Here is a 20,167-nt window from a genome sequence, read left to right as displayed (position 1 = left end):
GGCGCATGTGGGCGGCTGAGGCCTGGCGCAGATGCGCAAGGCTCAATTGACCATCAGGCGGAACGGCCAGACATAGGCCTGCAGCGTCACGAAGATGCCCATCAGGCAGGCCAGGGCGACGGAGTGGAAGAACACGTAGCGCAGGATGTCGCCCTCGTGGTTGAACCAGCGCGTGGCCGTGGAGGCGACGACGATGGACTGCGCATCGATCATCTTGCCCATCACGCCGCCCGAGCTGTTGGCCGCGCCCATGAGGTTGGGCGACAGGCCCAGCTGCTCGGCCGCCACCTTCTGCATGCCGCCGAACAGCACGTTCGATGCCGTGTCCGAACCCGTGAGCGCCACGCCCAGCCAGCCCATCAGCGTGCCGAAGAAGGGGTAGAACACGCCCGTGTTGGCGAAGGCCAGGCCCAGCGTGGTGTCGGTGCCCGAGTAGCGCGTCAACGTGCCCAGCGCCAGCATCAGCACGATGGTGATGAGCGAATAACGCACCAGCCAGAGGGTGCGCACGAACTGGCTGACCAGTTGCACGGGGTTGTACTTCATGACCAGGCCGCCCACGATGGCCGACAGCAGGATGCCCGTGCCCGTGGCCGACAGCAGGTTCAGCGTGTAGATGGCGCCTTCCTTGGTGGGCTGGCGCACCACGGGCGGCACCTTCTCGACCATGTTGTGCAAGCCTTCCATGGGAAAGGCCGGTGCGAACAGGCCATTGAGCGCCGCCTTGACCGAGGGCAGGCCCCAGATGAAGACGAAGACCGTGAGGATGGCCCAGGGCGTCCAGGCGCGGATCACGTCGGCGCGCGGGTGCTGGGTCACGGCGCGGGGCGCCTGGGCCTCGCCGCCGCTGCTCTCATGGCCCTTGAGCGAGGTCGAGCGCCAGATGGTCCTGGGCTGCCATATGCGCAGGAAGCCGACCGTGCAGACCATGGAGACGATGGCCGCGATGATGTCCACCAGCTCGGGTCCGATGAAGTTGGACACCAGGTACTGCGGAATGGCGAAGGACACGCCGGTCACCAAAATGATGGGCCAGATCTCCATCATGGCCTTGCGCCCGGCAAAGGCCCAGATCAGCCAGAACGGCACCAGCACCGAGAAGAACGGCAGCTGGCGGCCGACCATGGCCGTGACCTCCATCAGGTCGTAGCCATGGACCTTGGCCAGCGTGATCACCGGCGTGCCCAGCGCGCCGAAGGCCACGGGCGCGGTATTGGCGATCAGCGACAGGCCCGAGGCGGCCAGCGGCGAAAAGCCCAGGCCGATGAGGATGGCCGCCGTCACGGCCACGGGCGTGCCGAAGCCGGCCGCGCCCTCGAAGAAGGCGCCGAAGGCGAAGGCGATCAGCAGCAGCTGGATGCGCCTGTCCTCGGTGATGCCGGCAATGGAGTCCTGCAGGATCTTGAAGCTGCCGTTCTTCTCGGTCAGCTGGTGCAGGAAGATGATGTTCAGAACGATCCAGCCGATGGGCAGCAGCCCCGTGAAGCCGCCGAACAGCGCCGCGCGCCCGGCCATGCCGGCCGGCATGTTGTAGACGAAGACCGCGATCACCAGCGCGGCAACCAGCCCGGCGCCGGCCGCCAGATGGGCCTTCATGTGCAAAAAGCCCAGTCCCACCAGCATGACCACGACCGGAATGGCCGCAAGCAGTGTGGACAGCCACATGTTGGAAAGAGGGTCGTAGACCTGTTGCCAAACCATAGGAGCTTCTCCTGAAGAGTTTTTAGGATGTTGTGCGGGGCGGATCGTTACTCCCATGGCGGTTTGGCGCACTAGCGTTAGCCCTGGGTTGGGCTGCGAGAGAGAAAATTTCAATCGGCGCACAAATCACTTCAAACCCGAACGGGTGGCCGGAGCCCGCGCACGGCACTACCATGCTCGGCAGTCCCGCGGCATGCGGGTTCCAGAAAGCCAGAAAACGTGTCCACCGACCTTTCCAAAATCACCTGCATCGAAGACCTGCGCGTCGTGGCCCAGCGCCGCGTGCCGCGCATGTTCTATGACTACGCCGATTCGGGTTCCTACACCCAGGGCACCTACCGCGCCAACGAGGACGACTTCCACCGGATCAAGCTGCGCCAGCGCGTGGCCGTGAACATGGAGGGGCGCAGCACGCGCACCACCATGATCGGCGAGCAGGTCGCCATGCCCGTGGCCATCGCGCCCACGGGCCTGACCGGCATGCAGCATGCCGACGGCGAGATCCTGGGCGCGCGCGCGGCCAAGGCCTTCGGCATTCCGTTCACGCTGTCCACCATGAGCATCTGCTCCATCGAGGACATTGCCGAGCACACGGGCCGCCATCCGTTCTGGTTCCAGCTCTATGTGATGCGCGACCGCCGGTTCATGGAGCGCCTGATCGAGCGTGCCCGCGCGGCCAACTGCTCGGCCCTGGTGCTGACGCTGGACCTGCAGATCCTGGGCCAGCGCCACAAGGACATCAAGAACGGGCTGTCCACGCCACCGAAGCCCACGCTGCGCAACCTGGCCAACCTGGCGACCAAGCCGCACTGGTGCCTGGGCATGCTGGGCACCAAGCGCCGCACCTTCGGCAACATCGTCGGACATGTGGATGGCGTGGCCGACATGAGTTCGCTGTCGTCGTGGACCGCCAGCCAGTTCGATCCCAGCCTGAACTGGGGCGACGTGGAGCGCATCAAGAAGCTCTGGGGCGGCAAGCTCATCCTCAAGGGCATCATGGACGCCGAGGACGCGCGCCTGGCGGCCGACAGCGGCGCTGACGCGCTCGTCGTCAGCAACCACGGCGGGCGCCAGCTCGATGGCGCACCCTCGTCCATCGAGGCGCTGCCGGGCATTGCCGAGGCGGCGGGCAAGGACATCGAGGTCTGGATGGACGGCGGCATCCGCAGCGGGCAGGACGTGCTCAAGGCGCGTGCCCTGGGCGCCCAGGGCACCATGATCGGCCGCAGCTTCCTCTACGGCCTGGGTGCCTACGGCGAGCATGGCGTGACGCGCGCCCTGCAGATCATCCAGAAGGAGCTGGAGACCACCATGGCCTTCTGCGGCCACACGCAGATCGATACCGTGGACCGCAGCATCCTGCTGCCCGGAACCTATCCGGGCGCCGTGCGCTGAACCGGCAAAAGCTGCACGAGAAAAGGACCGCTTCGGCGGTCCTTTTTTCCTTTCAGGCTGCGCCTCAGGCTTGGGCAGGTACGCGCCGGTTTTCCGGCTGCGCCGCCACCAGCCGGCCCGCCGCATGCAGCACCGCCAGGATGGAGGCGGTCACGATGTTGGCATGGCGCCCCGCACCGAAGCGCGTGCCCGCCACGCCGGGCAGGGCGGCCTCGACGATGGCCAGCGCCGTGGCGCCGGCGCCCTGGCCCAGGCTGCGCTCCTCGTAGTGGTCTATGCGCAGCGCCACGCCCAGGTGCTGGCCGATGGCAGCGGCCACGGCGTCGATGGGACCGCTGCCATCGCCATGCAGCTGCATTCGAAGCCCGTCCGTCCGCACCACTTCCAGCGCAATGCCCTGGCCCTTGGCGCTGTCGAACAGATAGTGGTTGTGGTAGCGCCAGGGAAGCTGCCGGGGTGCGAGGTAGGTGGACTCGAACAGCTCCCACAGGTCTTCACTGGCCAGCTCGGCCTCGCTGGCGTCGGCCTGGCGCTGCACCACGGCGCTGAATTCCACCTGCATGCGCCGGGGCATGGTCACGCCATGGTCGCGCTGCAGCAGGAAGGCGATGCCGCCCTTGCCTGACTGGCTGTTGACGCGCACGATGCTGTCGTAGGTGCGGCCCAGGTCCTGCGGGTCGATGGGCAGGTAGGGGACGCGCCAGGGCGCATCGGGCCGTTGCGCCGCAAAGCCCTTGGCGATGGCGTCCTGGTGCGAGCCCGAAAACGCCGTGAACACCAGGTCGCCCACATAGGGGTGGCGCGGGTGGATGGGCAGGGCCGTGCATTCCTCCGCAATGCGCGCCACGGCGGCGATGTCCGAGAAGTCCAGTCCCGGCGCGATGCCCTGCGTGTACAGGTTGAGCGCCAGCGTCACCACATCGAGGTTGCCGCTGCGCTCGCCATTGCCGAACAGGCAGCCTTCCACGCGCTGGGCGCCGGCCAGCAGCGCCTGCTCGGCGCAGGCCACGCCCGTGCCCCGGTCGTTGTGCGGGTGCACGGACAGCACGATGTGCTCGCGCCGCTCCAGGCGGCGGTGCATCCACTCGATCTGGTCGGCGAAGACATTGGCCGTGCTCACCTCCACCGTGGTCGGCAGGTTGATAATCATGGGCCGCGCGGGGCCTGCATCCCAGGCGCGGATGGCCGCGTTGCACACGGCCAGCGATACCTCCAGCTCGGCCATGCAGAACGTCTCGGGCGAGTACTGCAGCACCCATTCGGTCTCGGGGTGGGCATCGGTGAGTTCGCGCAGCAGGGCGATGTGGTGCTCCACCATGGCGATGATCGCCGGCACCTGCATGCCGAAGACGATCTCGCGCCAGGCCGGTGCCACGGCGTTGTAGAAGTGCACGATGGCGCGCCGCGCGCCGGCCACGCTGTCCACCGTGGCGCGGATCAGGTCCTCACGCAGCTGGGTGATGACCATGGGTGTCACATCGGCGGGGATCAGTCCTTCGTCGATCAGGTGGCGCACGATGGCGTAGTCGGTCTGCGAGGCAGAGGGAAAGCCCACCTCGATCTCCTTGAAGCCTATGCGCACCAGCTCGTGGAACAGGCGCAGCTTGCGCTCGCGGTTCATGGGTTCGAACAGGGCCTGGTTGCCGTCGCGCAGGTCGGTGGACAGCCACACGGGCGCCTGGCTCAGCTGGCGCGAAGGCCATTGGCGGTCGGGCAGGTCGACGGCGGGGAAGGGAAGGTATCTGGACGCGGGATTCTTCAGCATGCGGGCCTCGCAGGAAACGCTGGGTATGCAGCCACCGGATCGGCCGGCAGCCCCGCTCTCCTGGCTTCCCGGTGTGGGGAAGCTGCGCCAGGCCGGGATCAGGGAGAGTCGGTGCGAAATGCGGCGCCTGCGCAGGCGCCCGGACCCCGGCCATGGGCCAGGGATGGTAGGGAGGGCGAGGGCAGGCGGTGCATGGTGCGATGGCGGTGAATCACAGGGAACGGGTGCCAGTTTGCGGGCAGGGCATTTGTCTGTCTTTATAGAATTTCTCATTTTCTCCATGGATCTGGACAAACATGCGCACTGCCGCCGACCTTCCCGCCGTGCCCTGTGGCCATGCCGGCCTGCCTGAGCTGCAGGCTGCCGCGCCCTTGCCCGTCACGGGCGTGGCCGGTGACTATCCGGCCGGGATGGAAGTGCAGGAGCACTCCCACGAATGCTGCCAACTGCTCTATGCCGTGCAGGGCGTGCTGGAGGTGCGCGCGCGCAGCGGGCGCTGGGTGGTGCCGCCCACGCGCGGCGTCTGGCTGTGCTCGGGCGTGCCGCACAGCCTGCGCATGCGTGGTGCCGTGCAGGTGCGCAGCCTGTTCGTGGATGCCCAGGCGGCGCAGGGGCTGCCGGTGGCGGACTGCGTGATCGAGGTCTCGCCGCTGTTGCGCGAGCTGATCAGCGAGGTCGCGCGCTGGCCGGCGGCACCGCAGCGCGGACAGGATGAAACGAGGAACCGGCTGGTCGTCGAACTGCTGCTGCAGGAATTGCGCCAGCCGCCTGTCGTGCCATTTCACCTGCCCTGGCCGCAGGATGCGCGCATGGCGGCTGTCTGCCGCGCGCTGGCCGAAGGCGGCCAGGCCGTGGGCCAGGGCGGTGAACGGGCTGAAAACCTGGCCGCCACGGCCGCCGACTGGGCCGCACGGCTGGCCATGGGCGAGAAGACTTTCCACCGCCATTTCCTGCAGGCCACCGGCCTGAGTTTCGGCCGCTGGCGGCAGCGCGCGCGGCTGCTGTCGTCCATGCAGGCCCTGCTGGCCGGCCGGCCCATCGTGCAGGTGGCGCTGGAGGCCGGCTATGAAAGCCACAGCGCCTATTCGCTGGCCTTCAGGCGCCAGTTCGGCATGCCGCCCTCGGCCTTCGGGGCAGGGGGCGGGCAGCCGTAGCGGCACCGGTGGCGGCGGATCAGGAAGCCTTCCAGATGATGTAGTCGGCCTGGTACTGCACCACCTGCTTTTGGCCCAGCGTGGAGCTGTTGCAGGCCATGGCCGGCGCCACGCCGCCGCGCGTGGCCACGCGCTGGATATAGGTCACGCCCTGCATGGCGCCCATGCCGGTGGCAGGTTCGGCCTTGACCAGTTGCAGGGGGATGCTGCCTGCGCTGGACGGAGCCACCGCGACCTGGGTGGCCGTGACCTTGGAGCCGTCCTGGTGCGCCCAGGTGGCGGGCGGGCCGAAGTAGCGGCCGATGACGCGGCCCTGGCGGTCCGTCAGGCGAGCATCGGGGCCGACGAAGGCCCACTCCTGCTCCATCGCCTGGTCCTTCTTGGCGCGGCACTCGTAGGTGATCTGACCGATGCCGACGGTTTCCATGGCGACCTTGTGGCCTGCGGGCACCTGCACGGCGGCCGGCAGGCCGGACTGGGAATAGCTCTTGCTCATGTCCATGGAGGAGCAGGCGCCAAGCGTCAGTGCAGCCATGGTGGCCAGGCCGAGGGGGAGGATGTAGCTCATGAGGTTCTCCAGGTCGAGGGGTTGAGGGATGTCGCCTTGGACCGCTGTCCGGGGCGCGACACACGGAATACGCAGCATGGGTGAGGTTGGATTCACCTGGGTGCAAAAAAAATTTATCCGCATCCGGTTCGCAATGTGCTGCGTATTGCCCAGTGAGAGCCGGCGCAGGCCGGCAGACCGGTACCAGACCCCCTGCAGGCCACCGATATGACCCCTGCAGCCGATTGAAGGACACGACAAGCCCCCCGGGGCGGCGACGCAACAGTGCGGGCCACGGGGCCGCCCGCTCGCCCACAATGCGTGCATGGGCACCACACCAACCGACCAAGAGCTGATGGACCTTCTGGACCGCATCGCAGCGCAGGACGAGCCCGCGCTCCGCAGCCTGTACGATGCCACCTCGTCCCGGCTGTACGGGCTTGCGCTGCGCATCCTGCGGCACAAGGACTGGGCCGAAGACGTGCTGCAGGACAGCTACCTGCACATCTGGCGCAGCGCCTCGGGCTACCGGGGCTCGCTGAGCCCGCCGCTGGCCTGGATGGGCCTGGTGGTGCGCAGCAGGGCGCTGGACTTCCTGCGCCGGCGCCGCGCCGAACGCCTGCACCTGAACGAGGAGTTCGATGAGGCGCAACTGGCGGCCCATGGCGGCGGGAGCGATGAAAGCCAGGGCCCGCTGCAACTGGCCGAGGCCAGCGAGCAGGCGGTGGCGCTGTACCAGTGCCTGGAGCGGCTGGAAGGCCGCCAGCGCGAGGTGGTCAGCCTGGCCTACCTGCGTGACCTCAGCCATGGCGAACTGGCCGGCCAGCTGCAGTTGCCGCTGGGCACGGTCAAAACCTGGATCCGGCGCGGCCTGGAGCAGTTGCGCCGCTGCCTCTCGCGCCATGCGTGATGCAGATGACATGCTCTGAGCGGCCCAAGGATTTGCCATGAATATTTCCCGACACCCCGAACTGCTGGACCGGCTGGCCGCCGCATACGCCCTGGGCACGCTGCGCGGTGCGGCACGCCGCCGCTTCGAGCAACTGGCCCGTGACCAGGCCCCGGTGCGCGCCGCCGCCCTGCTGTGGCAGGGCCGCTGGTCGGCCCTGTCCGAAATGCAGGCTCCCGTGCGCCCCGACGATGCGGTCTGGGTCCGCATCGACAACCTGCTGCAGGCCGAAAAAGCCCGCGCCGCCCAGCCGCACCGGCGGCGCGCCGTTGATGGGCAAGGCCTGGACGAACGCGCGAAATCCGGCGTGGGCCGTGCCCTGGCCTGGTGGCGCGGCGCGGCCCTGCTGGGCGCCTGCGCCACCGTGGCGGCCGTGGCCGTGGGGCTGTGGTCGCACCAGGACCTGCGCCAAAGCGGTGAGCGCCAGCTGGCCGTGCTGCGCAACCAGCTGCAGGCCGCCCAGGTCGCGCTGCAGGCAACGCCCCAGATCCAGTACGTGGCCGTGCTGGCCGACGACAAGGCCGATGCCTCCATGCTCGTGACCTTCGACCCCGGCAAGAACAGCCTGGTGCTGCAGCGCGTGGGCGACTTCCACGAGGCCGCAGACAAATCGCTGCAGCTGTGGGCCCTGCCGCCCCAGGGCGGCCCGCAGTCGCTGGGCGTGCTGGGACGCGACAAGCTCGTGAAGCTGACGGCAGCGGCCGCCGAAGTCCAGGGCGTGCCTGCCCTGGCCATCAGCCTGGAGCCCAAGGGCGGCGTGCCCAGCCAGACCGGACCCACGGGACCGGTGCTGTTCAAGGGCGCGCTGATCCGGCGCGACCTGTAGCGCGCCGCGCAGGCCCGCTCGCCATTGGCGACGGCCGTGCTGCTGCACAACGCAGCCTGCTTGCCCTGGCCAGAGCAGGGCGCGCGTGCAGCGTTGGCTGGCCGGCCTCTGTTTCGCTGCCGGGCGCGGCAGCCTTCTCCAAGTGCGTGCGCCTGGTGCCCGACCGGCGGCTATGCTGGCCGGCACTCAGTCGCCCGCGCCATGCCGGCGGTGCCTTCCCTTTTTTGCCGACATGCTTTCTTCCCTCCAAGACCTGACCTGGCTGTGGGTGCCCGTGGTGCTGTTCGCCGCAGCCGCCCAGACTGTGCGCAATACGGCCCAGCGCTCGCTGACCTCCGAACTCGGCACCCTGCCGGCCACCCTGGTGCGCTTTCTCTACGGCCTGCCGTTTGCCGGCATCTACCTGCTGGCGCTGTACCTGGGAGGGGACGGGGCCTGGGCGCTGCCCCGGTTCTCCTGGGCCTACCTGGGCTGGATCGCGCTGGGCGCCTTCTTCCAGGTAGCGGCCACGGCGGCCTTGCTGCTGGCCATGAAGGAGCGCAACTTCGCCGTGGCCGTCACCCTGTCCAAGACCGAGGTGCTGCAGGTCGCCCTGTTCGCAGGCCTCTTCCTGCACGAGCTGCCCACGGCCGTGGCCCTGCTGGCCATGGCGCTGGCCACCTTCGGCGTGCTCATCCTGTCGCTGCCGCCGCGCGGCCAGATGCTGTCGCTGTCGGCCTGGGCCAGCCGCTCGGCGCTCTACGGCCTGGCCTGTGGCGCCTGCTTTGCCATCGCCACCGTGGGCTACCGGGGCGGCGCCGTGGAACTGGCGCGGCTGGGCGAGATATCTCCCTGGCTGTCGGGCGCCTGGGGCGTGCTGATTGCCCAGCTCATGCAGACCCTGGGCCTGGGCGCATGGATTGCGCGCACCCACGCGCAGGGCCTGCGACCCATCTTCCGCGCCTGGCGCGTGTCGCTGCTGGCCGGCGGCATGGGCGCGGCCGCCTCGCTGGCCTGGTTCACCGCCTACGCCCTGCAAGGCGCCGCGCCCGTGCGCACGCTGGGCATGGTCGAGGTGGTGTTCAGCTACATCGTCTCGCGCCGCGTGCTCAGCGAAAGCCTGAGCCGCCAGGAGAAGATCGGCATGGCTCTGATGGTGCTGGGACTGGTGCTGATCTGCCTGCAGGGATGAATGGTCCAGGGCCTGTGGGAACAAGCCCTGCAGGCTGTATGAATGCACAGTTGCCGCAATAATGGCGGCGTGCCTGAAACGACACCCACGACACCCGCAAGCCCTGCCGATGCTGCGCCTGCGCGCCGCATCGCCCACCTGGACATGGACGCCTTCTATGCCTCGGTGGAGCTGCTGCGCTATCCGCAGCTCAAGGGACTGCCCGTGGTCATCGGCGGCGGGCGCCGCGCGCATGACGAGGCGCTGGATGCGCGCTACGCCGGGCGGCTGCACGAGATTCCGGTGGACGAGTTCTCGCGCCTCAAGGACTACGTCGGCCGGGGCGTGATCACCACGGCCACCTACCCGGCGCGCCAGTTCGGCGTGGGCTCGGCCATGGGCATGATGAAGGCCGCGCGCCTGTGCCCCCAGGCCATCATGCTGCCCGTGGACTTTGCCGAGGTGCGGCGCTTCTCGCGCATGTTCAAGGAGATCATTGTCTCCATCGCCCCGCTGATGGAGGACCGCGGCGTGGACGAGGTCTACATCGACTTCACCGACGTGCCTGGCGGCCAGCGCGAAGGCGGGCGCGTGCTGGCTCGGCTGATCCAGAAAACCATCACCGACGCCACGGGCCTGACCTGCTCCATCGGCGTGGCCCCCAACAAGCTGCTGGCCAAGATGGCCAGCGAATTCAACAAGCCCAACGGCATCTCCATCGTCCAGCCCGAGGACCTGCAGACCGTCATCTGGCCGCTGGCCTGCCGCAAGATCAATGGCATAGGCCCCAAGGCCGACGCCAAGCTGCAGGCGCTGGGCATACGGACCATCGGCGAGCTGGCCGCGCAAAGCCTGCCCCAGCTCGTGCAATGGTTTGGCCGCGCCTACGGCAACTGGCTGCATGGTGCCTCCTGGGGCCGTGACGACCGGCCCGTGGTCACGCACAGCGAGCCCGTCTCCATGAGCCGCGAGACCACCTTCGAGCGCGACCTGCACGCCGTGCGCGACCGGGCCGAACTGAGCGCCATCTTCACCGACCTGTGCGAACGCCTGGCCCAGGACCTGCAGCGCAAGGGCTACATGGGCCGCACCGTGGGCATCAAGCTGCGCTACGACGACTTCAAGACCGCCACGCGCGACCACACGCTGGAGCTGCCCATGGCCGATGCCGCCACCCTGCGCCGCGCCGCAGGCCAATGCCTCAAGCGCGTGCCCCTGGCCAAGCGGCTGCGCCTGCTGGGCGTGCGCGTGGGCAACCTCGTTCGCACGGCCGACTGGAACGCCACCGCCCACGACCCGCTGGCGCGCGAGCAACTGCTCAGGGGACCGGCCCAGCCCGCGCCGGACAGCGATCCCTTTACACCTCAACTGTTCTGAATCATCACCACAAATCTGGCGCACACGCTGTAAAACCATGCACCAGTTCCGAGCATGGGACTGAGGTTGCCGTGCTGTGAGATGATTTGGAAATGTGAATTTGTGTTTCCGTTTGATGGATTCCGGTGGCTTCAGTGCGCTTCGCCTTGCCATTTCACAAGAACAAGAGACATCCCAAAGGAGTGGTACCCATGCGCGTGAATTTGCCCGTCAGCCAGCTCAACTACGACTTTCCGGGCGATGAGCTGCTGGTATCCGTCACCAACACCAAGGGCGAGATCACCCATTGCAACCCTGCCTTCGTGCGGGTCAGCGGCTATACCTACGAGGAGTTGATCGACCAGCCGCACAACCTCATCCGCCATCCGGACATGCCGGCCGCCGCCTTCAAGGACATGTGGCGCACCATCGCCCACGGCTACCCGTGGACCGCCCTGGTCAAGAACCGGCGCAAGAACGGCGACCACTACTGGGTGCGCGCCAACGTCACGCCCATCATGGAAGGCGGCCGGCCGCGCGGCTACCTGTCCGTGCGCACCAAGCCCCAGGCGGCTGAGATCGAAGCCGCCGAAGCCCTCTATGCCCGCATGCGCGCCGAAGCCGATGCCGGCCAGGAAACCCTGCGACTGCGCGGCGGTGAACTGCGCCGCCTGGGCCTGGCAGGCCTGTGGGACCGCCGCAGCGACCTGGGCCTGACAGCCCGCATGGCGCTGATGCTGGGCGGCGTGGGCCTGGCCGCCATGCTGCCCGACCTGCTGGGCTGGCAGGGTGCCGCAGCCTGGGGCACGCGCCTGGCCGCCTTGCTGGCGGGTGGCAGCTTTGTGCTGTGGCGCTTCCAGCAGCGCTGCGTGGCAGGCCTGGAGCAGGCCAGCGGCTTTGCCGCCGACATTGCCAGCTGCCAGCTGGGCACGGACATGCAGCACGACTACAGCGGCCCCATGGGTGCCCTGATGCAGCGGCTGCAGCAGATCCAGATCAACCTGCGCGCCGTGGTCGGCGACGTGCGCACCGAAATGCGCGGCTTTGCCACCACGGCCCACGAGATCGCCCAGGGCAGCTTCGACCTTGCGCAGCGCACAGAATCCCAGGCCACCAGCCTGCAGCAGACGGCAGCCTCGATGGAAGAGATATCGGGCACCGTCGCACAGACCGCCGACACGGCCCAGCTCATGGCCCATGAAAGCGACCAGAGCCGCCAGGTCGCCGGCAAGAGCGGCGCCGCCATCCAGGAAGTGGGCGCTGCCATGGAGCACATCCGCGGCTCCTCGCGCCGCATGGGCGAGATCATCGGCGTGATCGAAAGCATTGCCTTCCAGACCAACCTGCTGGCCCTGAATGCCGCCGTCGAAGCGGCACGCGCAGGCGAGCAGGGCCGCGGCTTTGCCGTCGTGGCCGGCGAAGTGCGCGCCCTGGCCCAGCGCAGCGCCTCCGCCGCCAAGGAAATCAGCGGCCTCATCAACCGCACCGTGGACGGCATCAACGACGGCAACGCCCGCATGGACGCCGCAGGCCGCACCATCGACGGCATGGTCGACGCCGTGGGCCGCGTCAGCGACCTGGTCCACCAGATCAGCATCGCCACGCGCGAACAATCCGTAGGCATCGCCCAGGTCAACGACGCCGTGGCCCAGCTCGACTCCGTCACCCAGCAAAACGCCGCCCTGGTCGAACAATCGGCCGGCGCGGCGGGCTCGCTGCGCGCCAGCGCCCAATCGCTGGAGCGGTCGCTGGAGGTGTTTACGTTGCGGTGAGGGGAAGGGCCGGTTGGTGGGTGCCGGCTTGGACAGCCCACGGTCAACGCTGTGGCCGTTGCATGTAGGCCCTGCAATATTTTGGTTGTTCGAAAGCGAGGGCCCCCGCATTGAATGATGCTTTTTTGAGTCTATCGGCAATTTATGCCTTTACTTGTGAACGCGATATTTAATTTTTCACCTGATGGAGTGAATTCAATTTTCTGATCTGCAACGTCCAAGGTAAATTTTTGATTTTTGTGGACTGCCGGGATGGTTATTGTCTTATCGAAGCCCTTGGCAATAACTCTTAGTTGCTCTGGAATCACCGGCAAGCTACCTCTTACTTCAAGTGGAATGAATAGTTCGGATGGCCATCCAATGACGATTCTTTTTTGTAAATTTGATTTACTTTTATCGATATATTCAAATTCATAGTATTTCTGTGTAATGTCTAATATGTGTGACGAATGATCGAGTATTTGCTTTAAGTCATATTTATTCCAAGGAATAATGATAAGTGTCAAGGGGTCTATGCTGGGTATGAACACTCTTGCTGGATAAAAATATCTATCAGTGCCAACAAATGTCTTTCTGGTGAAAATCCATTTTTCTTTTGGTATGGCTTGAGCCAGCAGTTTATCTGCATCTTTAAATATTTTTTCAATGTCATACATCTGGCTTGAAGATGACATTCCGTTGGAACAGTTTTCCTTTGAAAAATATGCTGAGTCACCATAGCCTCCAGACTTGCACCAATGACATTGGTTGATTTTATGCTGCACTTCTACAAGCTGTCCCTTTGCGTAGGGTGGGTCCTTGAATCCATCATAAGGTCTCCAGATTCCACAGCCGGAAACCAGCGCAGAAGAAAATATCGCTATAGCATAGGAAATTAATTTTTGGGCAATAATATTTCTCATAATTGATATGTGTTTTTTGAAATGAGTATAAACAATTAAGATGATGATATATAGATCGATGGTCTGTCGAATTCATGCATAGGCATAGCGCACAACATGAAAGAAGACGGGGGCAGAGAACACCACTGAATCCAGGCGATCCAGCATGCCCCCATGGCCTTGAATCATCTCGCCCCAATCTTTCGCTTTCAGGCTGCGCTTGACGGCTGACAGGGCCAGACCTCCCAGAAAACCGCACAGCACGATCAATAGGGAGAGTAGTCCTGATTCAACCGGTGTGAAAGGCGTGATCCACCACAATCCCATTCCCACCAATGCCGCACTCAGGCCACCTCCTATCAGGCCTTCCACGGTTTTCGACGGGCTGACCTGGGGGGCGAGCAGGTGCTTGCCAAACAGCTTGCCAAACACATATTGCAGGACATCGCTCAACTGCACGACCAGCAGCAGATAAAGCAGCAGCATCAGGCTCTGGCCTTCGTAACCAGGGATCTGCAAGAGCATCAGCGCCGGAGCATGGCTCAGGCAATACACCGTGAGCATCAGGCCCCATTGGACCTTGGCACTGCGCGCCAGAAAATCCGTGGTATCGCCTGACAGTGCAGACACCGCAGGCAGCAGCAAAAAGGCATAGACAGGAATGCAGATGGAGAACAGGCCATACCAGTCCGTGCCGATCAGCCAGTACTGCAACGGGATCGCTACATAAAAGCAAAGACACAAGGCAAGATGGTCTCCGTGCCGCGTCGGCGTCAGCGAGATGAATTCGCGCAGCGCAAAAAACGAGAGCATTCCGTATAGCGCCAGCGTGACGGGTTTGCCCAGCAAGAAGCTGATGACCAGAATCGCGACCATCAGCCACCAAGACCGTATGCGTGCGTTGAGGTTCTGGACCACTGGCCCGGGGCGGTAAAGCGACAAGGCCGCGCCTGTGGCGCTGGCCACGGAAAGCAGCCCCAGCAGGGAAACGAAGATCCACCAGAAGCTGTCGGGCACACGTGCGTTGGTGGCGACCACCAAAGAGGCGGGAAGGTGGTCCTGGAATGGAGTGCTCATGCCATGCTCTCCACTGCGGCGCGGGCGCGTTCCAGAAAATCCAGCCGGCTCTCGCCAGGCTGCAGTTCAACGGGTGACCCGAACCGTGCGGTGCAGATCAGCGGCAGAGGCACCACACTGCCTTTGGGCAGGCAGCGGCGCGCATTGTCCAGATAGACGGCAATGAACTCCACTTGAGGAAAACGTCGGGCCAGGTGGTAGAGGCCGGACTTGAATGGCTGGGGCATGGTCTCCTGATGGCGCGTGCCTTCGGGAAAGAGGATCAGTGAATCACCACGCTCGAGTGCCTCATACAGCGGCTGCAACGGATCTTGCTCGGGTTGGGCGCGGTGGCGGTCTATCAGCACGGCATTGAAGCCGCGCAAGGCCAGCAGGCTGTGCAATCCACGTCCCCAGTAGTCCCGGGCGGCTACCGGCCGGGTACGGGCGCGCAAATGGCGTGGCAGTGCTGCCCATAGTGCCACCGTGTCCAGATGGCTGGCGTGATTGGCAAAGTAGACGCGTTGGCGCGACTGTGGACTTGAGCCCTGCCAGCGCGGATAGGCGCCAATGAAAATCCGTGCCGATGCGGCAAGCAGGTGCGGCAGCATCTCAGTCCCCTTTCAACAGCCTGGCGATCGCCTGGGTGCGGGCCACACAGGTCAAGAGCGCTCCGAGTGCTATGCCCCAGGCTGCAGTGCCCAGAATGAGGCTAGCAACTTCGTGGCCCAGCAGGCCCAGGCCTGCGGCCAAAAGGCAGGCCGCTGTCAGCACCGCCATGCGATGCTGCTTGGCCATCGGGCCGCGAAAATCCTGTTCCAGACCCAGGCTGGCGCCCGTTAACCGCACATAGGCGGTCAATGCAGCCAGCAGGGCGCCCAACCATCCCAGCCAGGACTGCCCAGCTGCAGTGCCCAGGCCCAGCAGCAGCAGCGAATCTGCTATCCGATCGGGAAACTCGTTGTAGAGCGTGCCGGTTGGGGTTTGCTTGCCCCCTTCCACGGCCACCATGCCATCCAGCAGATTGCACAGCAGGCGCAATTGCACACAGGCTGCGCAGCCAAGCCACCCCATGGGCGTCGGCATCCACACCAGCATGGCGGCGCCTGCTCCTGCAAACAGAACACTGGACACAGAGATCTGGTTGGGCGTGATCGCACACCGCGCTAGCGCAGAGCTCAATGCCCGCGCCCAGCCATGCTCTCGTGCGGCGATGGGGCGACGGTGCATGGTGGGTGGCTCTGTTGCAGTCTCGGGCACACCGTTGTCCGAACTGGCTCTGGCATGGCTGTTGCAGGCCTGTCTTACGGGGTTTGCATCCATATCGTCATGGATGGGCTGGAGTTTATTTTCCTGCATATGTCCCTTGTTGAATGTTCTGAGTAATTGCTTCTGTTTAGCGCCACTTATAAGGTTCAGCGGTGATTTCCACCTTGTCATCTCGAAATATGACAATCATCTTTAACTGAGTGTTCTCCCGGTCTGCTTGGACTTTTGCGATGAGCTCTGGGGTCAGAATGGGAGTCAAATCTACGCGCTGTATGTAATGAGGGTTTGCAGCCCATAGTTGTTCATAGATTTTTTCATTTTCAATGGTGTATTTTTCCTCACGGGAGGTGCTTTTTGACCACGCGGTATATTCCTTGCTATGAAGAATCCACTCTGCCTCTACGATTTTCGGAACTCCACTTTTAATGTCTCCTGGCATGAAGCTCATATTTGCGCCACCTCCACCAGGGCCAAGATAGCCAGGTATTGGCCCTCGTTTTCCGTCAAAATAAAATCTTCTGGTTACCAGCGGGCGAGAACCTTTATTATAAAATTTCAGCGATAAGCCGAAGCCTGTTTCCCTATGCGCACAACCAGTCAGAGACGAAGCGATTGTCGCGCAGCAATATCTTATTGCAGCGCGACGGTCAGTCCATAATTTTCTTTGAGCCATTGGGCGTACTCCTTCATGTTGACGTCACCGGTGATGCGGGAAGATCCATCTGAATCCAACCCCGGCCTGGTTCTGTATATGATGAATTTCTGGCTTTCCTCAGAACTCATGCCGCCAGGACTGAGCTTTTTTCTGGGAACACAATCTTTTGCTCTTCCATTGTTTTCTCTTATGCAAAAGGCACTGTCTTCGGGAGGATCAGAATAGATATAGCTTTTGTCGTGGAGAACTGGCTCTGTTACCTTGCCCCATTTTGCATTTCCCACATCCTTCCAGTCATTCATAGTGATACCACTTTCTTTTGCCATTTCAGCGATCCAGTTCAACGCCACATTCGATAGATCTCCGGTGCCAAAGCTGCCGCCGATATCTGCATGGCTTCCTATGAATCCCAGTTGAGTGCCTCGGGTTATACCCTCTCCTGGGAACAGGTAGCGATGCTCATTGAGTGCTACTGCATGGAAAACATGCTGCACTTCCAAAGGAATGGCCAGTTGCCATTGATCATTGTGTAGCCCATTTGCACCAAATTGCGCCACTGTGTCCCATAAACCCAAGAAATTCAGCCCAACGCAAGCGGATTTCTCTTTCCAATGCTGTTCTTTGATACGGGTGGCAACCCGGTTCGCAAAGTCCCGGCCCATGGCTGCACCACGGCTGAAACCCACGATATCGATACTGACCTTTTTGCCATCTGAAAACGTATGCTCCTCCATGAATTTATCAAGATTTTTCAGCATATGGTCCACACGCGAACGTGCGGTAGTGGCAATTTTGTAGTCGTTTTTTGGTGCGATGATTTTTCCCTCCTTGTCATCGCGGCCCACGCCGTTCATATACCATTTCTCCCCGTTTGATTCTTCGTCATACGCCAAATAAAACTTGTAGACGTTGGACCAAGTATCCTTATCTGGCGGTGGATTGGAATTATTGGTCCCATCAAACGCAAAAAGAATCAACCCCTCCGGATCCACATACCGCAGCGGATTGCCCCGCACATAGCTGTAAGGATTGGGTCCATCCGGCATGCCCAACGGATCGGGTGTGAGGTATTGGCCCCGGTCCGGGTCGTAGTAGCGGTGCAGGTTGTAGTGCAGCCCGGTTTCGGCATCGTGGTACTGGCCCGGCAGGCGCAGCGGCATTTCAAAGCCCGGGGCTGAAGGTTGGGACATCACCTGCTGCCGGCCAAACGCCGTGTAGCGGGCGCGCCAGATCAACTGGCCCTGCGTGTCGGTGGCCGCTTCCACGGCGCCCAGGTGGTTGGTGTGCAGCCAGGCCAGGCGTTCGCCGCCGCCCACCCAGCGGCCCGCGATGGTGCCCAGGTCCTGCACGATGCGCCCCAGCGTGCCGGCGCCATCCGCAGGCTTGCGGCCTTGGGGCGTGTCGATGACGGCCAGGGGCCACTGGCCCAGGTGGATGTACTGGCGCGTGATGCGGCCCTGGGCATCGAGTTCGGCGCTGAGTTGGCCAGATTCGTAGAGGTACGCCCGGCTGCCTCCTTGGGCCTTGCCGGTGTGTTTGGCAATGCGCTCGCCCCGGTGGTTGTAGCGGTAGCGGGCCAGCGGGGCGCCCTGTTCGCTGACCTGTTCCAGCCGTCCCAATGCGTCCCAGCGGTAGCTGTGCGGGCCTGCCTGCAGGGGCTGGCCGTTGGCGTTGTACTGGGTGCGCTGGGTGGTTGTGTCTTTCTGGTCCGCTGCACGCTCGGCACTCCAGCGGTGGCTGCCTGGCAGGTAGGCGATGGCCCGCGTGCCCGCCTTCAGATTGCCGGAGGACACGTTCTGCTGGTCCAGGGTGCGCCTGCCGGCCTCGTCATAGTGGTAGCGGCTGGAGCGCAGTTCCTGGCCAGTGCGCTGGACCTGGACGATCAGGCGGTCGTGCATGTCGTAGGCATGGCTGTCCTGGTGAAAAGTCTGCGGGGCTTGGCTGTAGTGGTCCTGGCGCAGCAGCAGGTTGCCTTGGCTGTCCCACAGGTAGCGCATGTCCAGCAGGGCTTGGGGGTCGGTGGGCTGGCCCAGTGCTCCGGGCTGGTCGGGCGCCGGTTCGGCTGTCGTTTGCGCGGCAGTTGCTGCAGTGGCCTGTGCCTTGGCCTGCATGGGCTCGGCCGCATGGGCCGGGGTCAGGCCTAGCAGTTGCTCTGCAATGTCGGTGGGCCGGGCGCCCAGCATCCAGTCATGGGATGTGCCAGAGGCAGTGCGTGTGTTGTTCTTGCCGGTCTGGCGGTAGACGATGCGCGCCAGCAGGCCTTCGCGGCTGCGCTGATAGCGGGCCTTGATGCCGTTGCCTGCCTGCCAGCTGCGCAGTCCCACCAGGTCGCGCTCGAATCCGGTGGCAATGGTTTGCGCCGGGCTGAGCCAGCGCAGCCAGGGAGTGCGCACGCGCTGCCGCTGCAGGCCGGTGATCTGGCCATGGCCGTCGCGCAGGTAGTGCAGCCAGCTGCCGTCGGGAAGGCTGGCGGCGGAGAGTCTGCCGTGGCTGTCGTATTCGTAGTGGAGGGTGTGGTGCTGGCTGCTCTCCCCGCTTTCACCGTTTGCACCGCTTTCTTCATGGCGGGTGATGCGCTTGCGTACACGCAGGCCGCGGTCGTTGTATTCGTAGGCCTCGCTTTGCTCGGGATGCTCCAGCGCCACCAGCCTGGGGCCCTGGTAGCGCCAGCGGGTGGTGGTGGTTCGTGGCCGCGCACCATCTTGCGGCAGTTGCGTGATGGTCTGGCGCAGGATGCGGCCGCGCAGGTCGTATTCGTAGCGCGCCTGCTGGCCCAGGGCGTCGCGGCCCGAGACCAACCGGTCGGTGGCGTCGTAGCCGCGAATGCTCAGGCCGCTGTCGGGGCTGAGGGTGGCGACGCTGCGGCCGAAGTCGTCGTAGAACTGGCGTGCCTGCGGTGCAGGTTCAGTGCCGGCCTCGTCTGCGGCGGATGGCGGCTGCTCTGGCGCGCCGGGCCGGTAGGTCTGCACCTGGGCCATGAGGCGGCTGCCGTCATCGGCGCGGCCACCGTAGCGACCGGACTGCAGCAGGCGGCTTTCCGTGTCGTAGCGGTGCTGTGTGAAGCTGCCTCGGACATCGGCGCTCCACAGCAGGCGGCCCAGGGCGTCATGGTGCTGGCGGGTCTGGGCCGCATAGGCGGCATTGCCCGTCTTGTCCCCGTTGCCGGGCCAGCCGCCGGTGCCGGTTTCCGTGAGGTGGCCCAGCGCGTCGTAGTGCCAGCTTTGCTCTTGCAGCACGCTGGTGTCTGGGGCCAGGCTGCGCATGGCCACCAGTCGGGCCTGGGCGTCGTGGCGCAGTTCGGTGCGCCAGCCCGTTTCATCCTCCTTGGCCGAGGGATCCCGGCTGTGCATCTGGATGATGCGCCCGGCCTGGTCATGCTCCAGCGCCACGGCGGTGCCATCGGGCTGCAGCACGCGCGTGACGTGGCTGCCGCTGCGGTCCCAGCGCAGCCGCGTGAGGTCGTTCTGCGCCGGGCTTCCATCGTCATAGCCTGCCAGCGAGGTGGGCAGCGGCCCGTCGATGTCCACCAGCACGCTGCGGCCGTTGATCTCGGTGTAGCGGTAGCGCGTGCTGCGCTCGATGGGCGTGGCGCCGTCCGCATTGCCTGCGGGCTGGCCCTGGGCATCCAATGGGCTGAAGCCCGTCTCGGTGATCTGCAGCGGCTGGCGGCTGCTGTTGTAGCGGATGCGGA

The 20,167-nt window shown here is 64.5% G+C and carries 16 protein-coding genes; 7 read left to right on the top strand and 9 right to left on the bottom strand.

What is annotated here, in order from left to right; translation table 11 throughout:
* Nucleotides 1–42: 42 nt before the first annotated feature.
* Nucleotides 43–1,701 carry an L-lactate permease gene (locus GRX31_RS25655; protein WP_016447838.1) on the bottom strand — a complete coding sequence of 553 codons (1,659 nt, stop codon included), beginning with the start codon at nucleotides 1,699–1,701 and terminating at the stop codon, nucleotides 43–45.
* A 219-nt stretch (nucleotides 1,702–1,920) separates the two neighbouring features.
* Here GRX31_RS25655 and GRX31_RS25650 point away from each other — a divergent pair, with 219 nt between their 5' ends.
* Nucleotides 1,921–3,096, top strand: coding sequence for an alpha-hydroxy acid oxidase (locus GRX31_RS25650; RefSeq protein ID WP_016447837.1), 1,176 nt, complete (start codon nucleotides 1,921–1,923; stop codon nucleotides 3,094–3,096).
* Between the two features lie 64 nt (nucleotides 3,097–3,160).
* Here GRX31_RS25650 and GRX31_RS25645 read toward each other — a convergent pair whose 3' ends face one another.
* Nucleotides 3,161–4,861: a 2-isopropylmalate synthase gene (locus GRX31_RS25645; protein WP_160855497.1), complete on the bottom strand. Its 1,701-nt coding sequence runs from the start codon at nucleotides 4,859–4,861 to the stop codon at nucleotides 3,161–3,163.
* A 296-nt stretch (nucleotides 4,862–5,157) separates the two neighbouring features.
* Between GRX31_RS25645 and GRX31_RS25640 the strand changes: the two genes are divergently transcribed.
* Entirely contained in the window at nucleotides 5,158–6,015 is an 858-nt protein-coding gene (locus tag GRX31_RS25640; RefSeq protein ID WP_017404188.1) for an AraC family transcriptional regulator, read from the top strand.
* 19 nt (nucleotides 6,016–6,034) lie between these two features.
* Here the strand turns inward: GRX31_RS25640 and GRX31_RS25635 are convergent, their stop codons facing one another.
* Nucleotides 6,035–6,583 (bottom strand): DUF3455 domain-containing protein, encoded by a 549-nt coding sequence (locus GRX31_RS25635; RefSeq protein WP_160855495.1) that lies wholly within the window; start codon nucleotides 6,581–6,583, stop codon nucleotides 6,035–6,037.
* 304 nt (nucleotides 6,584–6,887) lie between these two features.
* Here GRX31_RS25635 and GRX31_RS25630 point away from each other — a divergent pair, with 304 nt between their 5' ends.
* The 5 genes from GRX31_RS25630 (at nucleotide 6,888) to GRX31_RS25610 (ending at nucleotide 12,615) form a co-directional block, all read left to right on the top strand.
* A complete protein-coding gene (locus GRX31_RS25630; protein WP_160855493.1) occupies nucleotides 6,888–7,472 on the top strand; it encodes an RNA polymerase sigma factor in 585 nt (194 codons plus the stop codon).
* A 37-nt stretch (nucleotides 7,473–7,509) separates the two neighbouring features.
* Entirely contained in the window at nucleotides 7,510–8,337 is an 828-nt protein-coding gene (locus tag GRX31_RS25625) for an anti-sigma factor (protein ID WP_016451141.1), read from the top strand.
* A 232-nt stretch (nucleotides 8,338–8,569) separates the two neighbouring features.
* A complete protein-coding gene (locus GRX31_RS25620; protein ID WP_016447831.1) occupies nucleotides 8,570–9,508 on the top strand; it encodes a DMT family transporter in 939 nt (312 codons plus the stop codon).
* A 42-nt stretch (nucleotides 9,509–9,550) separates the two neighbouring features.
* Entirely contained in the window at nucleotides 9,551–10,864 is a 1,314-nt protein-coding gene (locus GRX31_RS25615; RefSeq protein WP_016447830.1) for a Y-family DNA polymerase, read from the top strand.
* Nucleotides 10,865–11,055: 191 nt separating this feature from the next.
* On the top strand, nucleotides 11,056–12,615 hold the full coding sequence (locus GRX31_RS25610; RefSeq protein WP_160855491.1) for a methyl-accepting chemotaxis protein: 1,560 nt from the start codon (nucleotides 11,056–11,058) through the stop codon (nucleotides 12,613–12,615).
* 131 nt (nucleotides 12,616–12,746) lie between these two features.
* Here GRX31_RS25610 and GRX31_RS25605 read toward each other — a convergent pair whose 3' ends face one another.
* The 6 genes from GRX31_RS25605 to GRX31_RS25580 all read right to left on the bottom strand — a co-directional run bounded on the left by GRX31_RS25605 (nucleotide 12,747) and on the right by GRX31_RS25580 (nucleotide 19,865).
* Nucleotides 12,747–13,517: a hypothetical protein gene (locus tag GRX31_RS25605; RefSeq protein ID WP_160855482.1), complete on the bottom strand. Its 771-nt coding sequence runs from the start codon at nucleotides 13,515–13,517 to the stop codon at nucleotides 12,747–12,749.
* A 72-nt stretch (nucleotides 13,518–13,589) separates the two neighbouring features.
* Nucleotides 13,590–14,573 (bottom strand): phosphatidate cytidylyltransferase, encoded by a 984-nt coding sequence (locus tag GRX31_RS25600; protein ID WP_160855480.1) that lies wholly within the window; start codon nucleotides 14,571–14,573, stop codon nucleotides 13,590–13,592.
* On the bottom strand, nucleotides 14,570–15,163 hold the full coding sequence (locus GRX31_RS25595) for a lysophospholipid acyltransferase family protein (protein ID WP_160855478.1): 594 nt from the start codon (nucleotides 15,161–15,163) through the stop codon (nucleotides 14,570–14,572). The genes GRX31_RS25600 and GRX31_RS25595 overlap by 4 nt, the downstream gene beginning before the upstream one ends.
* Nucleotide 15,164: 1 nt before the next feature.
* Nucleotides 15,165–15,650, bottom strand: a complete 486-nt coding sequence (locus tag GRX31_RS25590) for a CDP-alcohol phosphatidyltransferase family protein (RefSeq protein ID WP_237426778.1) — start codon at nucleotides 15,648–15,650, stop codon at nucleotides 15,165–15,167.
* A 298-nt stretch (nucleotides 15,651–15,948) separates the two neighbouring features.
* Entirely contained in the window at nucleotides 15,949–16,494 is a 546-nt protein-coding gene (locus GRX31_RS30930; RefSeq protein ID WP_237426777.1) for a hypothetical protein, read from the bottom strand.
* Nucleotides 16,452–19,865: an RHS repeat-associated core domain-containing protein gene (locus GRX31_RS25580; RefSeq protein ID WP_160855476.1), complete on the bottom strand. Its 3,414-nt coding sequence runs from the start codon at nucleotides 19,863–19,865 to the stop codon at nucleotides 16,452–16,454. The genes GRX31_RS30930 and GRX31_RS25580 overlap by 43 nt, the downstream gene beginning before the upstream one ends.
* Nucleotides 19,866–20,167 lie beyond the last annotated feature (302 nt).

The organism is Delftia sp. CH05, from assembly GCF_009827015.1.
Classification (GTDB): Bacteria; Pseudomonadota; Gammaproteobacteria; order Burkholderiales; family Burkholderiaceae_C; genus Comamonas; species Comamonas tsuruhatensis.
This window is presented reverse-complemented; position numbering and strand designations above follow the sequence as displayed.